This is a genomic window from Streptomyces sp. PR69 (assembly GCF_026420845.1).
Classification (GTDB): Bacteria; Actinomycetota; Actinomycetes; order Streptomycetales; family Streptomycetaceae; genus Streptomyces.
The window spans coordinates 1-18,318 of record NZ_JAOWCB010000010.1 but is presented as its reverse complement, the minus strand read 5'-3'; the positions used below and the strand labels follow the sequence as shown (position 1 = coordinate 18,318).

At 71.1% G+C, this 18,318-nt stretch carries 16 protein-coding genes; 4 read left to right on the top strand and 12 right to left on the bottom strand.

The window, feature by feature from the left end; all coding sequences use genetic code 11:
- Positions 1 to 5 precede the first annotated feature (5 nt).
- The 6 genes from efeB to OF819_RS12300 all read right to left on the bottom strand — a co-directional run bounded on the left by efeB (position 6) and on the right by OF819_RS12300 (position 6,480).
- Positions 6 to 1,289, bottom strand: coding sequence for an iron uptake transporter deferrochelatase/peroxidase subunit (efeB, locus tag OF819_RS12325; RefSeq protein ID WP_267243510.1), 1,284 nt, complete (start codon positions 1,287 to 1,289; stop codon positions 6 to 8).
- 3 nt (positions 1,290 to 1,292) lie between these two features.
- Positions 1,293 to 3,308 carry a copper resistance CopC/CopD family protein gene (locus tag OF819_RS12320; protein ID WP_267243657.1) on the bottom strand — a complete coding sequence of 672 codons (2,016 nt, stop codon included), beginning with the start codon at positions 3,306 to 3,308 and terminating at the stop codon, positions 1,293 to 1,295.
- A 144-nt stretch (positions 3,309 to 3,452) separates the two neighbouring features.
- Positions 3,453 to 3,911, bottom strand: a complete 459-nt coding sequence (locus OF819_RS12315; RefSeq protein ID WP_267243656.1) for a copper chaperone PCu(A)C — start codon at positions 3,909 to 3,911, stop codon at positions 3,453 to 3,455.
- A gap of 35 nt (positions 3,912 to 3,946) precedes the next feature.
- Entirely contained in the window at positions 3,947 to 4,609 is a 663-nt protein-coding gene (locus OF819_RS12310; RefSeq protein ID WP_267243509.1) for an SCO family protein, read from the bottom strand.
- A gap of 33 nt (positions 4,610 to 4,642) precedes the next feature.
- Positions 4,643 to 5,500: a YcnI family protein gene (locus OF819_RS12305; protein ID WP_267243508.1), complete on the bottom strand. Its 858-nt coding sequence runs from the start codon at positions 5,498 to 5,500 to the stop codon at positions 4,643 to 4,645.
- A gap of 107 nt (positions 5,501 to 5,607) precedes the next feature.
- On the bottom strand, positions 5,608 to 6,480 hold the full coding sequence (locus OF819_RS12300; protein ID WP_267243507.1) for a hypothetical protein: 873 nt from the start codon (positions 6,478 to 6,480) through the stop codon (positions 5,608 to 5,610).
- 189 nt (positions 6,481 to 6,669) lie between these two features.
- On the opposite strand from OF819_RS12300, the gene OF819_RS12295 reads away from it, so the two are divergent.
- A complete protein-coding gene (locus tag OF819_RS12295; RefSeq protein WP_267243506.1) occupies positions 6,670 to 7,131 on the top strand; it encodes an ATP-binding protein in 462 nt (153 codons plus the stop codon).
- A gap of 39 nt (positions 7,132 to 7,170) precedes the next feature.
- Here OF819_RS12295 and OF819_RS12290 read toward each other — a convergent pair whose 3' ends face one another.
- Positions 7,171 to 8,658 carry an aminopeptidase P family protein gene (locus tag OF819_RS12290; RefSeq protein ID WP_267243505.1) on the bottom strand — a complete coding sequence of 496 codons (1,488 nt, stop codon included), beginning with the start codon at positions 8,656 to 8,658 and terminating at the stop codon, positions 7,171 to 7,173.
- Positions 8,659 to 8,749: 91 nt separating this feature from the next.
- Positions 8,750 to 10,318: a PP2C family protein-serine/threonine phosphatase gene (locus tag OF819_RS12285; RefSeq protein ID WP_267243504.1), complete on the bottom strand. Its 1,569-nt coding sequence runs from the start codon at positions 10,316 to 10,318 to the stop codon at positions 8,750 to 8,752.
- A 514-nt stretch (positions 10,319 to 10,832) separates the two neighbouring features.
- Between OF819_RS12285 and OF819_RS12280 the strand changes: the two genes are divergently transcribed.
- Positions 10,833 to 11,507, top strand: a complete 675-nt coding sequence (locus OF819_RS12280; RefSeq protein WP_267243503.1) for a bifunctional DNA primase/polymerase — start codon at positions 10,833 to 10,835, stop codon at positions 11,505 to 11,507.
- A gap of 177 nt (positions 11,508 to 11,684) precedes the next feature.
- Positions 11,685 to 12,281 (top strand): hypothetical protein, encoded by a 597-nt coding sequence (locus OF819_RS12275; RefSeq protein WP_267243502.1) that lies wholly within the window; start codon positions 11,685 to 11,687, stop codon positions 12,279 to 12,281.
- A 331-nt stretch (positions 12,282 to 12,612) separates the two neighbouring features.
- Here the strand turns inward: OF819_RS12275 and OF819_RS12270 are convergent, their stop codons facing one another.
- From OF819_RS12270 to OF819_RS12260, 3 genes are all read right to left on the bottom strand, one after another.
- Positions 12,613 to 13,605, bottom strand: coding sequence for a DUF5926 family protein (locus OF819_RS12270; RefSeq protein ID WP_267243501.1), 993 nt, complete (start codon positions 13,603 to 13,605; stop codon positions 12,613 to 12,615).
- Between the two features lie 115 nt (positions 13,606 to 13,720).
- A complete protein-coding gene (locus OF819_RS12265; RefSeq protein WP_416370523.1) occupies positions 13,721 to 14,329 on the bottom strand; it encodes an ATP-binding protein in 609 nt (202 codons plus the stop codon).
- 182 nt (positions 14,330 to 14,511) lie between these two features.
- Complete coding sequence (locus tag OF819_RS12260; RefSeq protein WP_267243499.1) at positions 14,512 to 15,321, bottom strand: glycerophosphodiester phosphodiesterase; 810 nt, start codon at positions 15,319 to 15,321, stop codon at positions 14,512 to 14,514.
- A 215-nt stretch (positions 15,322 to 15,536) separates the two neighbouring features.
- Here OF819_RS12260 and OF819_RS12255 point away from each other — a divergent pair, with 215 nt between their 5' ends.
- Positions 15,537 to 17,093 carry a S1C family serine protease gene (locus OF819_RS12255; protein WP_267243498.1) on the top strand — a complete coding sequence of 519 codons (1,557 nt, stop codon included), beginning with the start codon at positions 15,537 to 15,539 and terminating at the stop codon, positions 17,091 to 17,093.
- A 250-nt stretch (positions 17,094 to 17,343) separates the two neighbouring features.
- Here OF819_RS12255 and OF819_RS12250 read toward each other — a convergent pair whose 3' ends face one another.
- Positions 17,344 to 17,853 carry a hypothetical protein gene (locus OF819_RS12250; protein WP_267243497.1) on the bottom strand — a complete coding sequence of 170 codons (510 nt, stop codon included), beginning with the start codon at positions 17,851 to 17,853 and terminating at the stop codon, positions 17,344 to 17,346.
- Positions 17,854 to 18,318 lie beyond the last annotated feature (465 nt).

Here is an 18,318-nt window from a genome sequence, read left to right as displayed (position 1 = left end):
GAGGTTCAGGATTCCAGCAGCCGCTGGCCGACGTACTCGCCCTCCCGCGCACCGCCGGGCACGGCGAACAGCCCGCTCGCCTCGTGCCGGATGAACGCCGACAGCGCATCCCCGCGGTCGAGCTTGCGCTGCACCGGCACGAAGCCCCGCAGCGGGTCCGCCTGCCAGCAGATGAACAGCAGCCCGGCGTCCACGACGCCGTCCGGGCCGATCCCGTCGTGGAAGGAGAACGGCCGCCGCAGCATCGCCGCACCGCCATTCGCCTCCGGCGCTGAGATACGGGCGTGTGCATTGTCCGGAATGACGAGCTTGCCGTCCGGACCGGTCTTGTCGAGGGCGAGCGGCGTCGTCTCCGAGCCGCCCGTCAGCGGCGCCCCGTCCGACTTACGGCGGCCGATCACCTTCTCCTGCCCGTCGAGTGGAAGCTTCTCCCAGTCGTCCAGCAGCATCCGGATCCGGCGCACGACCGCGTACGAACCGCCCGCCATCCACGCCGGATCCCCCTCGGCGGCCTCGCTGTCCGCCGGGACGAAGATCCGCCGGTCGAAATCGGGGTCCGACGGCTTCGGATTGTTGGTTCCGTCGACCTGGCCCATCAGATTGCGGGAGGTCATCGGGGAGCGGGTCGCGCCGGGGGAGCGGTTGAAGCCGTTCATCTGCCAGCGCACCCGCGCGGCGTCGCCCGCCGCCCGCTGGACGGCGCGCAGCGCGTGAAAGGCGACCAGCCCGTCGTCGGCCCCGATCTGCACCCACAGATCCCCGTCGGAGCGCTTGGGGTCGAGCTGGTCGGAGGAGAACGCGGGCAGCGGGTCGAGCCCCGCGGGCCGCCGGGCGGTCAGGCCCGTACGGTCGAAGAACGTACGGCCGAAGCCGAAGGTGACCGTCAGCGAGGACGGACCGGCGTCCAGGGCGACGCCCGTGTCGCCGTCCCCTGCGGGCCGCCCCGCCATCAGCTCCGCCGCCAGCCGCGACCAGCGGCGCAGCAGTGCGGCCGCCTCCTTGCGGCCCGCGCCCGGGGCGAGGTCGAAGGCGATCAGATGGCCGCGGGCCTGGAGCGGTGTGGTGATGCCCGGCTGGCGCTCTCCGTGGAAGGGGATGCCGGTCGAGCCGAGCGTGCTCAGCTCCATGGCCGGATCCGCCGTGGCGGCGTGGACCGCCGCGCCCCCGGCAGCGCCGAGTGCCAGCCCGGTCGCGCCGGCGGCCCCCGCCGTGCCGAGCAGCCGACGCCGCGAGATGATGCGCCGTTCCTGCTCCGTCGTCTCGTTCGGGGTCTCGTTCTGCGGTGTCATACGTCAGCCGATCTGCACGTTCTTCTTGACCGTCGTCTGGTCGAAGTCGGAGGTGCGCACCGTCACCTTGAGCTGCCAGTCGCCGGGCATCGGGATCTGCACCCCGGTCGCACTCCAGTGACCTGCCGAGAGCCGGTCGGGGGTGACCGGCAGCGGGCCGATCTGCTTGTCCTCAAGGGTGAAGGACACCTTCACCTCGGGGGCGTCGAGCGGCTTTCCGTCCGGTGCGCTGGCCCACATATGCAGCTCGTTGCCGCCGGAGCGGGCCGGGTCGAGGGTGAGCAGGAGTGTGCCCTTGCCGTTCTCGCCGCCGGTGTCGAACGGCAGCTTCAGCTCGGTGGGGCCGCCGGCCGGGGCCGCGGCGGCCGCCTGCCCGGCGCTTGCCTCCTCCTCCGTACGGCCGGGCTCCGTGGAGGTCAGCGCCGTCGTCACGGCCAGCAGCACGACGGCGACACCGGCCTCGGCCAGTACGGAGCGGCGCAGCCCGGAGCGCTGCGGGTCGGCGTCGCGCGCCTTCTTCCGCTGGGCTGTGGCCACCGCGGCCCGCTGCCGCGCCAGCTGGGCGGCCCGCTCAAGGTCGCCGCCCGCCGGCTTGGCGGCGGCCTTCTTCCTGGACGGCTTCCTGCTCCCGGACTGCGCCGTCCTGGCGGGGGCGGGGGCATCGTCCGCGGGCGCCTCGGCGAGCTGCGCCGTCCACCGCCGCGAGACCCAGGCCACACCGAGCAGGACGACGACCAGCCCCACCTTGAGCATCAGCAGCTGCCCGTACGCGGTCCCGGTCAGCGCCGTCCAGGAGCCGACCTGACGCCAGGACTGGTAGAGCCCGGTCACGGCCAGGACGACGACGCTGCCGAACGCGACCGCCGAGAACTTCCGTACCGCCGCCCGCTCAATCGCCGGGCCGCGGTACAGCACGGTCAGCAGCGCCGCGAGACCGCCGAGCCAGGCGGCGACGGCCAGCAGGTGCATCACGTCCACGGGCATCGCGACGCCCGGCTGGATGCCGGTGGAGGCATGTTCGGACAGCGCCCAGGTGGCGGCGATGCCGGCGGCGACGACTGTGCCGCCGACGGCCAGACCAAAGGCGAGGTCCTTCCGCCCGGCCCGGCCTCCCTCGCTCTGCCCGGCGTTCGCGTTGCCGTCGCTGTCGCTGTCGCTGTCGCTGTCGCTGTCGCTGTCGCTGTCGCTGTCGCTGTCGCTGTCGCCGTCGCCGGGGCTGTCGTATGCGCCGGAGACCGTACCGCTGTCGATCTCGTCGCCGCGTGCGTATGCGCCGAACAGCACCGCGACGAAGAGCGCCGCCGCGCCGAGCAGCAGCAGCCGTGAGACCAGCGCCGCTCCGGTCTTCGTCTCCAGGACCAGCCCGAGGCCGGTGAGATCGAAGGCGTCCCCGAGCGCGCCGGTGGTGGTGTACGGACTGCGGAGCAGCAGCGTGGCCAGGGTGCCCGCGGTGAGCGTCACCCAGCCGTGTACGACGAGGCGTTGCAGCGGCCGTACGCGGGCGCCGCGCGGCCAGCAGACGAGCACGAAGGCCGCGCCGCCCGCGAGCAGTATGAAACCGGTGTACGAGGCATAGCGGGCGATGTCGTACAGCACGCCGACGACTCCGCCGCCCGCGGTCTGCTGGGGGAGCGCGACCGCGGTCTCGGAGGGCGCTCCGATGGAGAAGGTGAACGCTCCGGACACTGGATGGCTGTCCGCGGAGACGGCCTGCCAGGCCACGGTGTATGTGCCGTTGGGCAGTCCGGCGTGCAGCCCGACGCCGTAGACGATCGCCCCGTTCTCTCCGATCTCGCGGATCTCGCCGGTGTCGGCGCGCTTGCCGCTGGGTTCGAGGACCCGGATGGCGTTCTCGCCCAGCGCGATCTGCTCGGAGAAGGTGAGGGTGACCTGCTTGGGGGCGGTGGCCACCACCGCCCCGTCCTTCGGGTCGCTCGCCGTCAGCGCGGCATGGGCCGCGGCCGGGTTCGCACCGGTCAGCACGGTGCCGAACGCGGCCAGCAGCGTGCCGGCCAGCATCAGCACGGCAACCAGCGGCGGCCGGGTGGCGACCAGCGGCCGGGCGGCGAGTGCTCGCAGACGGGCGGGCGCGCGCCGCCGAGCTGCGGGCGTGGCGGTCCCGAAGTCCGGGGCGGGGATGGCTTCCATGGCGTGACCAGCCCCTCAGTGCTTCTTCGCGTGCTGCGGGTTGTGGTTGGGCGCCTCGACGGGAAGCTCGACCTTGATCGGGTCGGACTTCTCGAAGTGCAGCTCCACGGCGACCTTCTCGCCCTGCCGGGGCTGCTTCTTGAGCTTCATGAACATGATGTGGCGGCCGCCGCGTTCGAGGTCGAGATGGCCGTCGGCCGGGATGTCAAAGGACTTCACCTCCCGCATCTTCTGGTTCACGCTCTCGTGGATGGCGACGTCGTCGGAGATGTCACTGGTGACTGAGGTCAGCTTGTCCGCCGCGTCCCCCGTGTTCTCCACGGTGAGGAAGCCCGCCGCCATCTCGCTGACGGGCTGCGGCATAAACGCCCCGCTCACCTTCAACTCCGGTCCGGAGGCGCTCGACGAGCAGCCCGTCAGCGCCGCCCCCGCGGCCAGGGACACGGCCGCGGCGAGCGCCGCCGCGCGGGATATGCGGAAGGAACCCGCGGTACGGGTGAGGCGGCGGCTCACGGCTTTTCCCCCTGGATCAGCTTGGGCAGGTCCTTGGCGTAGTCGTCGGCGGAAGTGTCTTCCCCGTACAGCACATAGCCCTGGTCGGTCTTCGGGGAGAAGGCGATGACCTGGGCGCCGTGCATGGACTCGACCGTGCCGTCCTTGTTCTTCTTCGGCGGGTCGATGCCGATGCCGATCGAGCGGGCCGCGGCCTGGATGGTCGAGAAGTCGCCGGTGAGCCCGGTGAAGGAAGGATCGCCCGCGCTCGGCAGCCACTTGGCGAGCTCGGCGGAGGTGTCCCGCTCGGGGTCGGTGGTGACGAACACGACCTGGAGCTTGTCGCGGTCGGCCTGGGGGAGCTGCTTCATGGCGATGGCGATGTTGCTCATCGTCAGCGGGCAGACGTCGGGGCAGTGTGTATAGCCGAAGTAGATCAGCGTCGGCTTGCCCTTGGTCCGCTCGCGCAGGTCGTACTGCTCGCCCTTGGTGTCCGTGAGGACCAGGTCGGGCTTGGTGAACGGCTGGTCGAGCACCGTGGCCGCCTTGGTCTTCGGCTGGGCGGAGACCTCGGCGACGGCGCTGCCCGCGGAATCGTTCTTTCCGTCGCTTCCACAGGCGGACAGGGTGAGCCCGGCGGCCGCGATGAGCGCGGCCGCGAGCAGAGTCTTCGTACGCATGGGTGAAATATTCCAGATGTCTGGTTCGGTGTGTCAGGAGGCGCGACCGCGTCGGGCCAGCACGCCGAAGGCCACACCGGCGGCGCCGACGAGGATGCCGGCGATGCCGAGGACGCGGGCGGTGGTGTCGCTTGCGTCGGCGGCGGCCGAGGACTTCTCGCCGTCCTTCGCCCCGCCGTGCTTCGCCTCGCCGTCCTTCGCCCCGCCGTCCTTCGCCTCGCCGTGCTTCGTGTCGTCCTTCTTGTCTCCGGCGGTGTGCGACGAGCCGCTGCCCCCGCCGTGGTGGTCGTCGGTCGCGGCCGACAGCTTCAGGACCGGCGCGGGGGACTCGGGCTCCTCGCCGCCCTCCACCGGCTCCTCGATCCAGCGCACGACCTCCTTGTTGTCGTACGTCTGGAGGGCCTTGAACACCAGCTGCTCGGCGTTCTCGGGCAGTCTGCCCATCGAGACCGGGAACTGCTGGAACTCACCGGGGGCGATCTTGGAGTCGGTCGCCGTCCAGGTGATCTTGGTGACCGCCTCGGTGATCTGCTTTCCGTGCATCTCCAGCGGCTTGTCCAGCTTGGACTTGGTCACCTCCGCCTTCCAGCCCGGCACCGGCTGGGGCATTGCGGAGGCCAGCGGGTGGTCGGCGGGGAAGCTCACCTCAAGCTTGACGGTGGAGGCGTTGTCCCGCTCGTTGGGGACCTTGAAGTTGACCGTCGCATAGCCGCCCTTGGCCGCTTCGCCCTGCGGCTGGACGGTGACGTGCGCGAAGGCCGTGCCCGAGAGCAGCAGCACGGAGGAGGCGGCGACTCCGGTGGCGACGGCGAGACGGGACAGGGCGGCGGAGGTACGGCGCGGGGCGCGGGAGGCCGTGTGGGAGGTACGGGCGTTACGGACGGTGCTCATGGCAGAGATCACTCCAGGGTGAGGGAGAGGTGTGTGATGCGCGGGTGCACAGAGGCATGCCTGGGCGCGGCGACTCCACTCCCGGGCTCGGCGGTGAGTGGGCCGCGTCAGGCTGCGAGTGCGAGCTCTGCCGGGGGCCCGCGCCTGATCACGGTGTGCTGGAGTGCCTCGTCCGCCGCCGGGGCGGGCGGCTCGTCCGCCGGCCGGGGGCGCTGGGGCGGGGCCGCGGGCGCACCCGTCAGCCCGGCGCACAGCGTCCGTACGAGAACGAGCGCGGCGCGCAGCGAACGCAGCCGGGCCCCCTGGGCCACCGACTGCGCGGAGTCGGCCGACAGCCGGGCGAGGGTGAAGAGCGCCAGGTCGCCGCGGCGCAGCAGCCAGCCGGTGGCCAGCGCCGCGAGCAGATGCCCGAGCAGCATGGGCAGCGAGGGCAGCAGTTCGGGGGAGGCCGCCACTTCGGCGACCGAGGAGAACGCGCCGCCCGGCGCGGTGTGCGCCGCCTGGACAGACTGGGCCGCCTGGGCCGCTTGCGCCGTACCCGCCGCCGACGCGCCGGCCGTCGCCGTCGCGGTCGCCGGGTCGAGTCCCGCCGTGGTGATGATGCGGCGGGCGTCCGCAGCGGACGTCGATGAAGCGCCCGCGCCGCACATCAGCTTGCCGGCCATCCTGATCAGCGCGTCGTCGGCGCTCGGCGCCAGTCGCAGCTGCTGGTGCTGCCCCGCCCCGAACAGGGCGTGCAGGGCCAGCTGTCCCGCGCCCAGCGCCGCGGCGATCGAGGGCAGCGAGCGCTCCCGCCCCGCGAACGGAGCGACCAGCGCGAACAGGAAGAGAAAGCCGAGCGGCAGCGTCCACCAGGGGACGGACGCGCAGGCAGCCAGCGCATGCCCTGTCGCGGACAGCGCAACACAGACCGCGGTGAACACCGCGGCCCTCAGAAGCCGCAAACCGGCTCCGGCGCGTGCGACGGACGTGGACGACATGGCCGGGTCATCATCGCACTGAGAGGGTTCGGCCCGTACGGCAGGTCCGGAAGATCCCCTTTGCTTTACACCGCTGTACGGAGATGGCGCATCCGCCGAACGAGCGCTCTCGCGTCAACTCTGTGCTTACCGGAAGTGTTTTGGGGCAATACATAACGGTATGTCGAGCCGCAGCCAGGAGGCTGGAGCATGAGCATCTGGTGGTCTCTCCATTTGCGGCGCGAAGCCGCGAGCGTTCCGCTCGCCCGTCGGCTGCTGCTCGGCGCCATGGAGACCGTCGGCGTCGATCCGGATATTTCTTACGATTTGTCCGTGGCGCTGAGTGAAGCGTGCGCCAATGCCGTGGAGCACGGCGGCGGTCAGGAGTCCGGCGAGGCCTCGGGGGCGTATCGGGTGACCGCCTATCTGGACGGCGAGATGTGCCGTATCGAGGTGTCGGACTCCGGGCCCGGATTCCCGGCCAGACCCGGCGGCCCCTGCGGCTACACCACGCCCGTGGCCGCCCCGGGCGCGGAGAGCGGGCGCGGACTGTGCCTGATCGAGCAGCTCGCCGACCATGTGCACTTTCACAATGGCCCGGAGCGGGGCGCCGTCGTCAGCTTTGACAAGATCCTCAAATGGCGTGACAACGCCCCGCTGCTCGCCTCCTGAGCGCCCCGGCTCAGCCCCGGAGGGGTCAGCCCCTGGGGGTCAGCCCCTGAGGGACGCCATCCAGGCCTCGACCTCGTCCGCCCGGCGCGGCAGCGCGGCCGACAGATTCCGGTTGCCGTCCTCGGTGACCAGGATGTCGTCCTCGATCCGGACGCCGATGCCCCGGTACTCCTCCGGCACCGACAGATCGTCCGCCTGGAAGTACAGGCCCGGTTCCACGGTCAGACACATGCCCGGCTCCAGCGTCCCGTCGACATACGCCTCGGTGCGCGCCGCCGCGCAGTCGTGGACGTCCATGCCGAGCATGTGGCCGGTGCCGTGCAGCGTCCAGCGGCGCTGCAGCCCCAGCTCCAGCACCCGCTCCACGGGCCCTTCGAGCAGACCCCACTCGACCAGCCTCTCCGCGAGCACGCGCTGCGCCGCGTCATGGAAGTCGCGGAACTTGGCCCCCGGCCGCACCGCGGCGATGCCGGCCTCCTGCGCCTCGTACACCGCGTCATAGATCTTGCGCTGCAGCTCCGTGTACCGGCCGCTGATCGGCAGGGTGCGGGTGACGTCGGCCGTGTACAGCTCCGTCGTCTCCACGCCCGCGTCCAGCAGCAGCAGCTCGCCGGGACGCACCGGACCGTCGTTGCGCACCCAGTGCAGGGTGGTGGCGTGCGGCCCAGCGGCGCAGATCGAGCCATAGCCCACGTCATTGCCCTCGACGCGGGCGCGCAGGAAGAAGGTGCCCTCGATATAGCGCTCGCTGGTCGCCTCCGCCCTGTCCAGCACCTTCACGACGTCCTCGAAGCCGCGCGCGGTGGAGTCGCACGCCTTCTGCAGCTCGGCGATCTCGAACTCGTCCTTCACCGCGCGCGCCTCGGAGAGGTAGACCCGCAGCTCCTCGTCGCGCTCAGCGGTGACCTTGTCGGTCAGCGCGGCCTCGATGCCCGCGTCATGACCGCGGACCACGCGCACCGGGCCGGACAGCCCGCGCAGCAGCTCCGGCAGCTCGCGGACATCCTCGGCGGGGATGCCCAGCAGCTGCTCGGCCTCGCCCAGCGAATTCCGCCGCCCGACCCACAGCTCGCCCTGCCCGGACAGCCAGAACTCGCCGTTCTCCCGGTTGGACCGCGGCAGCAGATAGACCGTGGCCTGGTGGCCCCCGTCACCCGCCGCGCCCCTGGGCTCCAGCACCAGGACGCCGTCCTCGGTCTGGTCGCCGGTCAGATACGCGTACTCGGTGGCGGCGCGGAAGCTGTACTCCGTGTCATTGGACCGTGTCTTGAGATTGCCGGCCGGAATCACCAGACGCTCTCCGGGGAACCGGGCCGACAGCGCGGCACGCCGCGCGGCCGTGTGCGACGCCTGCGGGATGGGCTGCAGATCGTGCTGCTCCGTGTCCGCCCAGCCGGTCTTCATATTCTCGGCGAGCTCGTCGGAAACGCTCGGGTACAAGCCGTTCTTGCGCTGCTTGATCGGCTGCTCGTCCTTTTCCGGGATCTCTGCGGTCTCCGGGGTCTCCGGGGTGAGCTCCTCGGCCACGTCTGCCTCCTGGGCCACTGGGTGGGGGTGACCTCACCATCGTATGTGCGACCGGAAGACGGCCGGGGCCCTGTGGAAAACCTCAGCGCAGTCAGGCGAAGCGGGCGGCGAGCAGGACGACGCCGCCGGCCGTGCCGCCCTTGCCCGCCCGGCGCACCTCCGCGGCGGCATCGGGCAGCATCGCGGCCAGCACATGGTCGGCGACCGCCCCCGGATCCGTACGCGCCGCCTTGGGCACGCTCGCGGCCGCCGCGTGCAGCCGCGCGAACGCACGGTCCATGGGATCTCCGGTGCGGCGCAGCAGCCCGTCCGTGTACAGGAGCACCGTCTCTCCCGGGGCGGGCGCCAGCTCCACGCTCGGCGCCTCCCAGCAGGCGAGCATCCCCAGGGGCGCCGAGAGGGATGTCTCGACGAACTCCGTGCGCTGCTCGCCGATGATCAGCGGCGGGGTGTGCCCCGCCCCCGCCAGCACCATCTTGCCGACGGCAGGCTCGGCGTAGCCGAACAGCGCGGTCGCGGTCCTGGCCGGCTCGGTCAGCCGCAGCAGCAGCTCCAGATCCGACAGCACGGCGACCGGGTCCTCGCCCTCCATCACCGCGTAGGCGCGCAGGGAGGCCCGCAGCCGCCCCATCGCGGCCAGCGCGCTGGGCCCGGATCCGGAGACGGAGCCCACCGCGAGCCCGAGGGCGCCTTCCGGCAGCGGCAGCGCGTCGTACCAGTTGCCGCCGCCGCGCGGCCCGGTGACATGCCGGGCGGCGAGCTCGACCCCCGGCATCCGGGGCAGCCTGGTGGGCAGCAGCTCCTCTGCGACCGTCGCCACGGTGGCGCGAGCGTGCTCCAGCTCCAGCAGCCGGGCCAGATGCTCGGTGGCGTAGCGCATATAGAGGCCCACGAGGTGGCGCTGGCGCTCCATGGGGGCGGCCGGTTCGTCGTAGAGCCAGACGGCCGCGCCGAGGGTTCCCGCGTCCTCGGCGGCCAGGGAGAGGGTGTAGCTGGCGGCGTAGCCCAGCCGCACGGCCACTTCGCGGTGGCGCGGGTCGAGGGAGTCGTCGGCGAACAGATCGGCGTCGGCGACGGCCTGGCCGAAGGCGGATCTGCCGTCCGGGGGCCGTCCGCCGTCCAGGATGCGGCCGAGCGCCGTGGCGCCGCGCGGCACCGTTTCGAAGTGCCCGAGCTCGGCGTGCGTCAGGCCGAGACCTTTGGTCAGGGAGGGGCCGCGGCCGCCCTCGAAGCAGTCTGCGCGATCGGGGCCGCCCTCGGGGGGTTCGAGTACGACCATGCCGCGGCGCGCCCCGACGAGCGCGGCCCCTGCGCGCAGCAGCTCCTGGAGGGCCTCTTCGAGGGTGGCCGTTCTGACCAGGCGCTCCGTCAGTTCATGGAGGGTGGTGAGATCGGAGACCCAGCCGGCCAGCCGGTCCTGGATCACCGCTCCGGGCGGAGCGGGCGCGGAAGGAACGGTCGGTGACAGGGGTGGCGCAGTGTGCGCGGGAGTGGGAACCTCTGTATTGATTCCAGCCACTTTCGGCAGGTGAGGGGCGCTCATGGCAGCCGGCTTTCCGACTGGTGCGTTTCGCTCAATAGCATCGCGAACCCCCATGTCATTCTGCGCTGCTAGCGACGCATCCACATGTACACGCACAAGTGAGGGGATGTCCAGCATTGTCCCAGTGGGATTGCTGGTGTCTGAGGGGCTTCGAACTTGGCTGAAAAATGCAGCTGATGAGAGCCCATTGCGGTCGACTGAGGCCGTGCCGAGCGCGTCCTGCTGATGTCTGGCGGGGCGTCGCGCCGAGCACACGCCGAGCGTCACACCAAGCCCGACGGGTACGTAAACGGTGACGGGCTGAGGCAGTTGGGGCCACCCCCGGAACCCGGCAGCGGGCGCCGGCGTCCTAACAGCCGGGAGGCGCCCTCGCGGCGGGGCCGACGGCAGCGGCAACAGACGGTGACCCGTCGGCGGCGGCACGGCAAGCGGGATCAGCAGGACCAGCGGGACGGGCAAGGCGGGAAACGCCAGGCGTGCGCCACCCCTCGCCATGCTTTTAATGGACACCGGCCGGGTTCGGCCTCGAAGCACGAGCGGCGATCCTCCTGCCGCCGTTCGTGTGCACAGTGAAGACTGCTCACATGGTGTGAAGTGGACCTCGGCGTTCAACGGAAAGGAACGAGCGCTTATGCGCGAGATCCTCGGAAGGCGACGCAGGCCCCGGTTCCGGCGCAAGAGGGGGCCTGCTCAGCTTGATGCGGCGCTTGTCTGCGCCGTCGAGTGGGAATGGCCCGTGCTCCCCGGCGTGGGGCGCGGCGACCGGCCGGGCCGGCGCTGTGCCTGCCCGGACCCAGAGTGCGTCGTCCCCGGCGCACACCCCTTCGATCCCGTCCTACTGGCCGCGACGACCGATGAGCGCCTGGTGCGCTGGTGGTGGACCAACAGGCCATACGCGCCGATCATCCTCGCCACGGGAGGGCGTGCGCCCTGCGCGCTAAGCCTGCCCGCCGCCGCGGGCGCGGCCGCACTGTCCGAACTCGACCGCATGGGCATGCGGCTCGGTCCGGTCGTGGCCACCCCCACCCGCTGGTCGCTGCTGGTCGCGCCGTACACCCTGGAGCGTCTCGGCGAACTCCTCTACCTCAAGGACTGCGTGCCCAGCTCGCTCCGCTTCCACGGTGAGGGCGGCCATCTGGTGCTGCCCCCCTCGGAGACGGGCCTGGGCCCGGTGTGGTGGGAGCGGGCGCCGCTGCCCGGCTCCGCGTCCCCCTGGCTGCCGGATGTGGAGGCGGTGGTGGACGCACTCGTGGAGGCGAGCGTGAGCGCCCCGGAGGCGGGCGAGGACAGCAAGCTCGCGTACTGAGGCAGGGAGGTTGCTGAGCGCGCTGGGCACGCTGCTCCGGCTCTGGCGTGTCACTCGTACGGGTAGGAGCTCGACCGGGTTGTACGGGAATCGGGCGCACGGGCCTCCGCGCGCCCGGAACACCTCGCTATCTTCGGCCCACCGTCAATTCCCGCGTCATCGGCAGGTGGACCCACCATGAACCTCCGTCTGATCGGGCTCGCCGCAGCCGTGGTGTTCGCCGCCCTGCTGCCGCTGGCCGCCGCGGCGGGCCCGGCCGGGGAGGTACGGGTCGGCGATGTACGCATCGCGGAAGCGCGGGCCGCGGACGCACAGGCCGCACGCTCTGAGGCAGATGCCAAGGCCCCAGCTGAGCCGGGGAGCCGGGCCGAGCCGTCGACGGCGACCGGGCTGCTGTCCCGCCTGGGGGACGGAGGCCGGGACCGCTCCGCGCAATGTGGGCCGGAAGTCGCCTCTCCCGGTGGCGTGGAAGCCCAGACCTGTGTAATGGCGTACGCCGGTGAGACCTGGGCGCGTACCTACTACCGCAATGCCACAGGCCGGGAATTGACGGCGGTGCTCACGCTGATGGGCCCCGCGGGCCGCACCGTGCAAACGAACTGCGCGGTGGTGGCGGAAGCCGAGCCGGATGTTTGCGAAACCCCGAGAGAGCCCTCCAGGGGTGATGCGCGGATGTATTCGGCGGTGTCCGAGTTCGCCGCTGCGGACGAGGCGGAGGATGGGCCGCTGCTCCTGCGGTCGGGAAGCAACTCGGCCGCGCCCGAAGGGCGTTGAGTGCGGGTTGCGGGTTGCGGGTTGCGGGCCGGGGTCTCTGGCGCGCCGAGTGTGGACCGGGGTGTGGCCGCGGCCGGCGATGCACTGGGGAGCTGCCCGGGTCAAGGGCCGGAATGAGCTATTCCGTAGACATGGAAACGCCCGGTCGCTGGCGACGGGGGATGCACCAGCGACCGGGCTTCTAGAACGGTAACAAGAGATCGGCGGTTCGCAAATTCGATCTCTGGTATTCAGACAGAGATTTACTCGCCCTTGGCGCGCGTTGTGACCGGCGTCACCAAGCAGCTCCGCGTGCTGGGCGCCCGAGTCTCCGGGCGGCGGTGGGGAGGCCTCAGCTCAGGGTCACCTGGCGGTTGGTGAGTCCGCCGCGGGCCCGGCGCTCCTCCGCGGTGAGCGGGGCATCGCTCGCCAGGGCCGTGGCGAGCCGCTCGGCCAGCTCGGCCGCGGGCTTCTCGCACTCGTCGGCGCCCATCCCGCTGGGCAGATCCCAGACCGGCACCACGAGCCCGTGCGCCCGGAACGAGCCGACGAGCCTGGTGCCCTCGCCCAGCGAGGACGTGCCGGCGGCGTGCAGCCGGGCCAGTGCGTCCAGCAGCTTCTCCTCGGGGTGCGTCATGACCCAGCGGAGGTGGTTCTTCTCCGGGGTCTGGCACCAGTACGCCGCGTCCACGCCGGACAGCTTCACCGTGGGGATCGCGGCGGCGTTGGCGCGCTCCAGGGAGGCCGCGACCTCGGGGGAGGCGTTCTCCGCCGAGTCCGGGATCCAGAACTCGAAGCCGGAGTGCACGGTCGGCTGAAATGCGGCGCTGGTGTCCAGCAGATCCTGCAGCCGGGGGCCTTCGGCCGAGGCGCGCTGCGCGGCGACCGGGCTGCCGGGCTCCGCGGTGAGCGCGCGCTGCAGTGTGTCCGCCAGGTCGCGGCTGAGGTCGCCGGACGAGGTGTCGTTCTGCAGCCCGAGCAGTACGGAGCCGTCGTCGCGGCGCAGCGCGGGCCAGGCCATCGGCAGCACGGTGGCGAGGGTGACGGAGGGGACGCCCTCGGGGAGCCCGTCCTTCAGCGTCAGCTCGGCGGTCGCGGCGGGCACCAGCTCACGCATCGCGACCCAGTCGCACTCGCCGGGCAGCCCTTCGAACGGCCGCTGCACCAGTTCGGTCACGGCGTGCGCGGCGGCCCGGCCGTGACAGGCCTTGTAGCGGCGGCCGGAACCGCAGGGGCAGGGCTCGCGACCTCCGACCACCGGGACGGACCCGTTCGCGCCCGCGGCGCGGGCCCCGTCCTTGCGCTGAGGCTTCGTCGCCTTCGTCTGGGGTCGCTTCTTGGCCATGGCGTGGCTTTCTCCCGATTGCGGCGTGCTGTGTCGGGCGCGAGCCTAGCCGTCTGCCGTACGGAGAGAGGAACGGCACGTCCCGACGGGCCTGTACGACGCTTACGACGCCCCCTCAGACGAGGTCGTCGAACGACTCCGCGAAGTCCAGGCCGCCGTATCCGTCATACCTGGCGCCTGAACCCGAACCCGAACCTGAACCTGAACCAGAACCAGAACCGGCCCCGACGCCGGAGCCTATGCCGGACCCCATACCGGAACCCATGCCGGAACCGGATATGGAACCAGAGCTCGGACCTGTGACGCGCGTAGCGAAATCGTCGTGCCGACAGGCCTTGCTGACGACGACCCAGACGGTCACCTCGCCCGCCGCGCTGTCCCGCACCCCCCACTCCTCGGCCAGCGCGGTGATGATGTTCAGCCCCCGGCCGCCGCGCGCGGTGACCGACGGTGTGGCCGGTACGGGACGGGTCGGACCGCCGCCGTCCGTCACCTCGATCGTCAGGCCGCCCGCCGTGTCGACGCGCCAGGCAGCGCGGACGTCGCCGCCCCCCATGTCTTCGCGCTTCAGCGGCCTGCCGTGCCGACAGGCGTTGCTGAGCAGTTCGGAAAGGATCAGAACAGCGTCGTCGACCACGGCTTCGGACACTCCGCTGCGGCTCAGCTGCTCACGCATCCGGTGTCGTGCCTCACCCACGCCCGCAGGGCCATGGGGTACGGCCATGCTCGACGACGTGGGCACCTCCTGTGCCACCACCAACGCCACCCCCGAGACCTCCTTTGCCCCACGCCACGGTGTGAATGCCCCAATGGACTGGACCGGAAACCGGCCAACGCCCTGCCGGTGACGCACTCGACACGATCGAACACAGAACGAACGCGCCGGTGCACTCCCTGTGACAGACGTTATGCGCGGCCCAGCTGGGACAGAACCTGCTTGGGGCGATTGGTGATGATCGCCTCCACGCCGAGCCGCACACACAGCTCCACGTCCTCCGGTTCGTCGACGGTCCACACATGGACACGGCGCCCTGCCTGGTGCAGCCGCTCGATGAAACCGGGGTGGTTGCGAACGAGCCGGATGCCCGGGCCTGCGATCCGCGCCCCGGCCGGCAGCCGTCCGTCCCTCAGCCGGAGGCTGAGGAACTGCATCAGATACACGGTGGGAATGGTCGGCGCGGCCGCCGCGACCCGGTGCAGCGACCGGGCCGAGAAGCTCATGATCCGTACGGTGGAGTCGGCGGCCCTCTCGGGCGAGGCAAGGCCGAACCGCTCCAGCAGCTCGATCAGCCGCTCCTCCACCTGGCCCGCCCAGCGCGTGGGGTGCTTGGTCTCGATGGCCAGTTCGATGTGGCGGCCCGAGTCGGCGACCAGCTCCAGCAGCCGTTCCAGGGTGAGTACGGAGGTGAGGGAGGGGTCTCCCCAGTCCGGGCTCTCCGCCGCGTCCTCGCGGCCCTTCCAGGTGCCGAAGTCGAGTGCGGCGAGGTCCGCCAGCTCAAGGGCGGAGACGGCGCCGCGGCCGTTGGAGGTGCGGTTGACGCGGCGGTCGTGCACGCAGACGAGATGGCCGTCGGCGGTGAGCCGCACATCGCATTCAAGGGCGTCCGCGCCGTCCTCGATCGCCTTCATATAGGCGGCGAGGGTGTGTTCGGGTGCGTCTTCCGATGCGCCTCGGTGGGCGACGACCTGAATGCGGTGCTGCCGTGCTTGGGTCACCGCGTCATGGTGTCATCGAGGGGTGGGGCGGGTACGCGCAGGGTCCCTGTCCCGCCGTCAGGGGCAAGGCCCGAAATGTCCGATGTAAAGACTTCGGGAAAATGCACAGGTCCTGCTTACAGTGGCCTGACGTGCTGTGGGGAAGGCTTGGTGCAGACACCTGCACAGCGGAGATCAGCGGCAAGCCGGTGAAGACTGACCGAGGAGACGACAGCGTGAGCACCGAGAACGAGGGCAAGGACGTTCCCACTGCTGCCCCTGCCGCCGCTCCCGAAGGCAGCCCCGCACCCGCGCCGGGAGCACCCGCGTCGGGAGCACCCGCGCCCGGAGCGCCTGAGGGGCAGGCCGCTCCCGGGCCGGCCACCACTCCCGAGCCGGCCCTTCACGACTCCGCACCGCCCCCTCATGAGCAGGCAGCGGACAGCGGCATGCCCGCGACCGCGGCAGGGCCGCACGGGCACCCCCCTCAGCCCGGACCCGCCCCCGCCCTCGCGACGCCGCCCGCTGCCTACGGCGGTCAGACCCCGCCGCCGTGGCCGCCGTCCCCGCCCACCACCCTCCCCTCCTATGGCGGCGGGGGCGGCGGCGACCACACATGGGGTGCGCAGTTCCCGCCTCCGCCTCCGCCTGCGCTGCCGCGCAGGCGGGCCGGCGGGCTGGTGGCGGCTGTGCTCGCCGCCGCGCTGGTCGCGGGAGGCGTCGGGGGAGGCATCGGCTACTGGGCCGCGGAGCGCAACGACAGCGGCGCCGGCCCCACGACGGTTTCGGCCGCCGACTCCCCCGGCGAGCTCCAGCGTGATCCCGGCACGGTCGCCGCCGTGGCGAACAAGGCACTGCCCAGCGTGGTGACCATCGAGGCCAAGTCCGGCGGCGACGGCTTCACGGGCCAGGGCGAGGGCGGCACGGGCACCGGCTTCGTCTACGACAAGCAGGGCCACATCCTCACCAACAACCATGTGGTGGCCTCCGCCGCGGACGGCGGCACGCTCTCGGCGACCTTCTCCGACGGCAAGTCGTATGACGCCGAGGTCGTCGGCCGGGCCCAGGGCTACGACGTGGCCGTGCTGAAGCTCAAGAACGCGCCGGCGGGGCTCAAGCCGCTGCCCCTCGGCGACTCCGACAACGTCGCCGTCGGCGACTCGACCATCGCGATCGGCGCGCCCTTCGGCCTGTCCAACACGGTGACGACGGGCATCATCAGCGCCAAGAACCGCCCCGTCGCCTCGGGCGACGGCACCGGCGGCCGTAACTCCTATATGAGCGCCCTGCAGACGGACGCCTCCATCAACCCCGGCAACTCCGGAGGCCCTCTCCTGGACGCGCGCGGCGCGGTGATCGGCATCAACTCCGCCATCCAGTCCTCCGGGAACGGCTTCGGCCAGTCCCAGGCAGGCTCGATCGGCCTCGGCTTCGCCATCCCGATAAACCAGGCGAAGACCGTAGCCCAGCAGTTGATCAAGACCGGTGAGCCGGTCTACGCGGTCATCGGCGCGACCGTCGACATGACCGGCCGCGACTCCGGCGCCCGCATCGCCGACCGCGGCGCCGGCGGCACCCCTGCCGTCTCCCCCGACGGCCCCGCCGCCAAGGCCGGCCTCAAGGCGGGCGACGTCATCACCAAGTTCGACGGCAAGCCGGTCGACAGCGGCCCCACCCTCATCAGCGAAATCTGGACCCACCAGCCAGGCGACCAGGTCACCCTGACCTACGAACGCGACGGCAAGGAACGCCAGGTCACCCTCACCCTCGGCGAACGCAAGGGCGACAGCTGACCAGCCGAGCCGGTCAGCCCGAGCTGGCCGGCCTGGGCTGGCCGGTCTGAGCCAACCGACCCCGGAATTGATCGACCCCGAGCCGATCGATTCCGGGGCCGGACGCCCTGGGGCATGGGGCACATGGCACGACGGCGTGGGGCACGGCGGCACGGGAAGCCGTACGCGAGAGGGGCTGCCGACGCTGTCGGCAGCCCCTCTGGCATGCGCCCGGTGCGGAACCGCCGGCTGGTTCCGGGCGCAGGCGGCGTCACTTGGTGGTGATGATCTCGACCAGCGTGTGCTCGCGGCCGGCCGGGTCGGCGTTCTCGCCGACGCCCTTCCAGGAGTTCTTCGGGATGTCGAACGACTTGTGCTCGTCTCCGACCGTCATGTTGATCTTGGCGTTGTAGTCGTTGCTCTGAACGCCGCCCACCGAGGGCACCTCCAGGGAGAGGTAGCCGTCGTCGCCGGTGACCTTGAAACAGAAGTCCGAGCGGTCACGGGCGATGACCCTTAGTAGATTCGGCTCGCTGTCGCACTCGGCGAGAACGATCTTCCCGTTGCCGTGCTTCAGCTTGAGGTTCTTCTCTTTGAGAATCCTGTCCGCTCCGGGGTATGCGAAGTCCTCAACGGCGAAGGGGGGCTGCTCGGCAGCGGCCTTGGCCGTGCCGTTCGCTTCGGCGTCCGAGGCGCTGGCCACTCCCGTGAGCAGCAGTGCACTTCCGGCCAGTGCGCTTCCGGCCAGGCCAACGGTCAGGAGGCGTGAGGATATCCGCATCGATCACTCGCGTTTCAGTAGGCGAAGTACCTGAAGAGGGCAAACCGCCCCCTGCCGGAATGACTATCACTTGGCATCAGTACACCCCAAATCGATGGTTTCTGTTATCAAAGTGTCATCTGTCGGCTTCCTGGCGTGTATTGCCCTAATGCTGCTGCTTTGCGAACCTTCAACTCCGTTGCGCGGCTGTGTGGTTGGTCGATGAGTGTGACGGCCTGTCGGGGGCTTCTGAGCCCTGGAACCTGCCCGTACGTCCGCATTGCTCGCGGTTTGTCTATGTGATCATGCTTCCCGGGTGCGTGGCCACGCCCTTCGACCTGACTGAGAGGCCGACCGCCTCAGTAAAGAAGCCCGAACGGGGAACTATCTGACATGAATCCGTCAAATATGTTGCATCGTGGCCGACATCCACGCGGTGGATTCGCTGCCGTGGTCGCGATGACCACGGCAGCGTTGGTTTTCGGC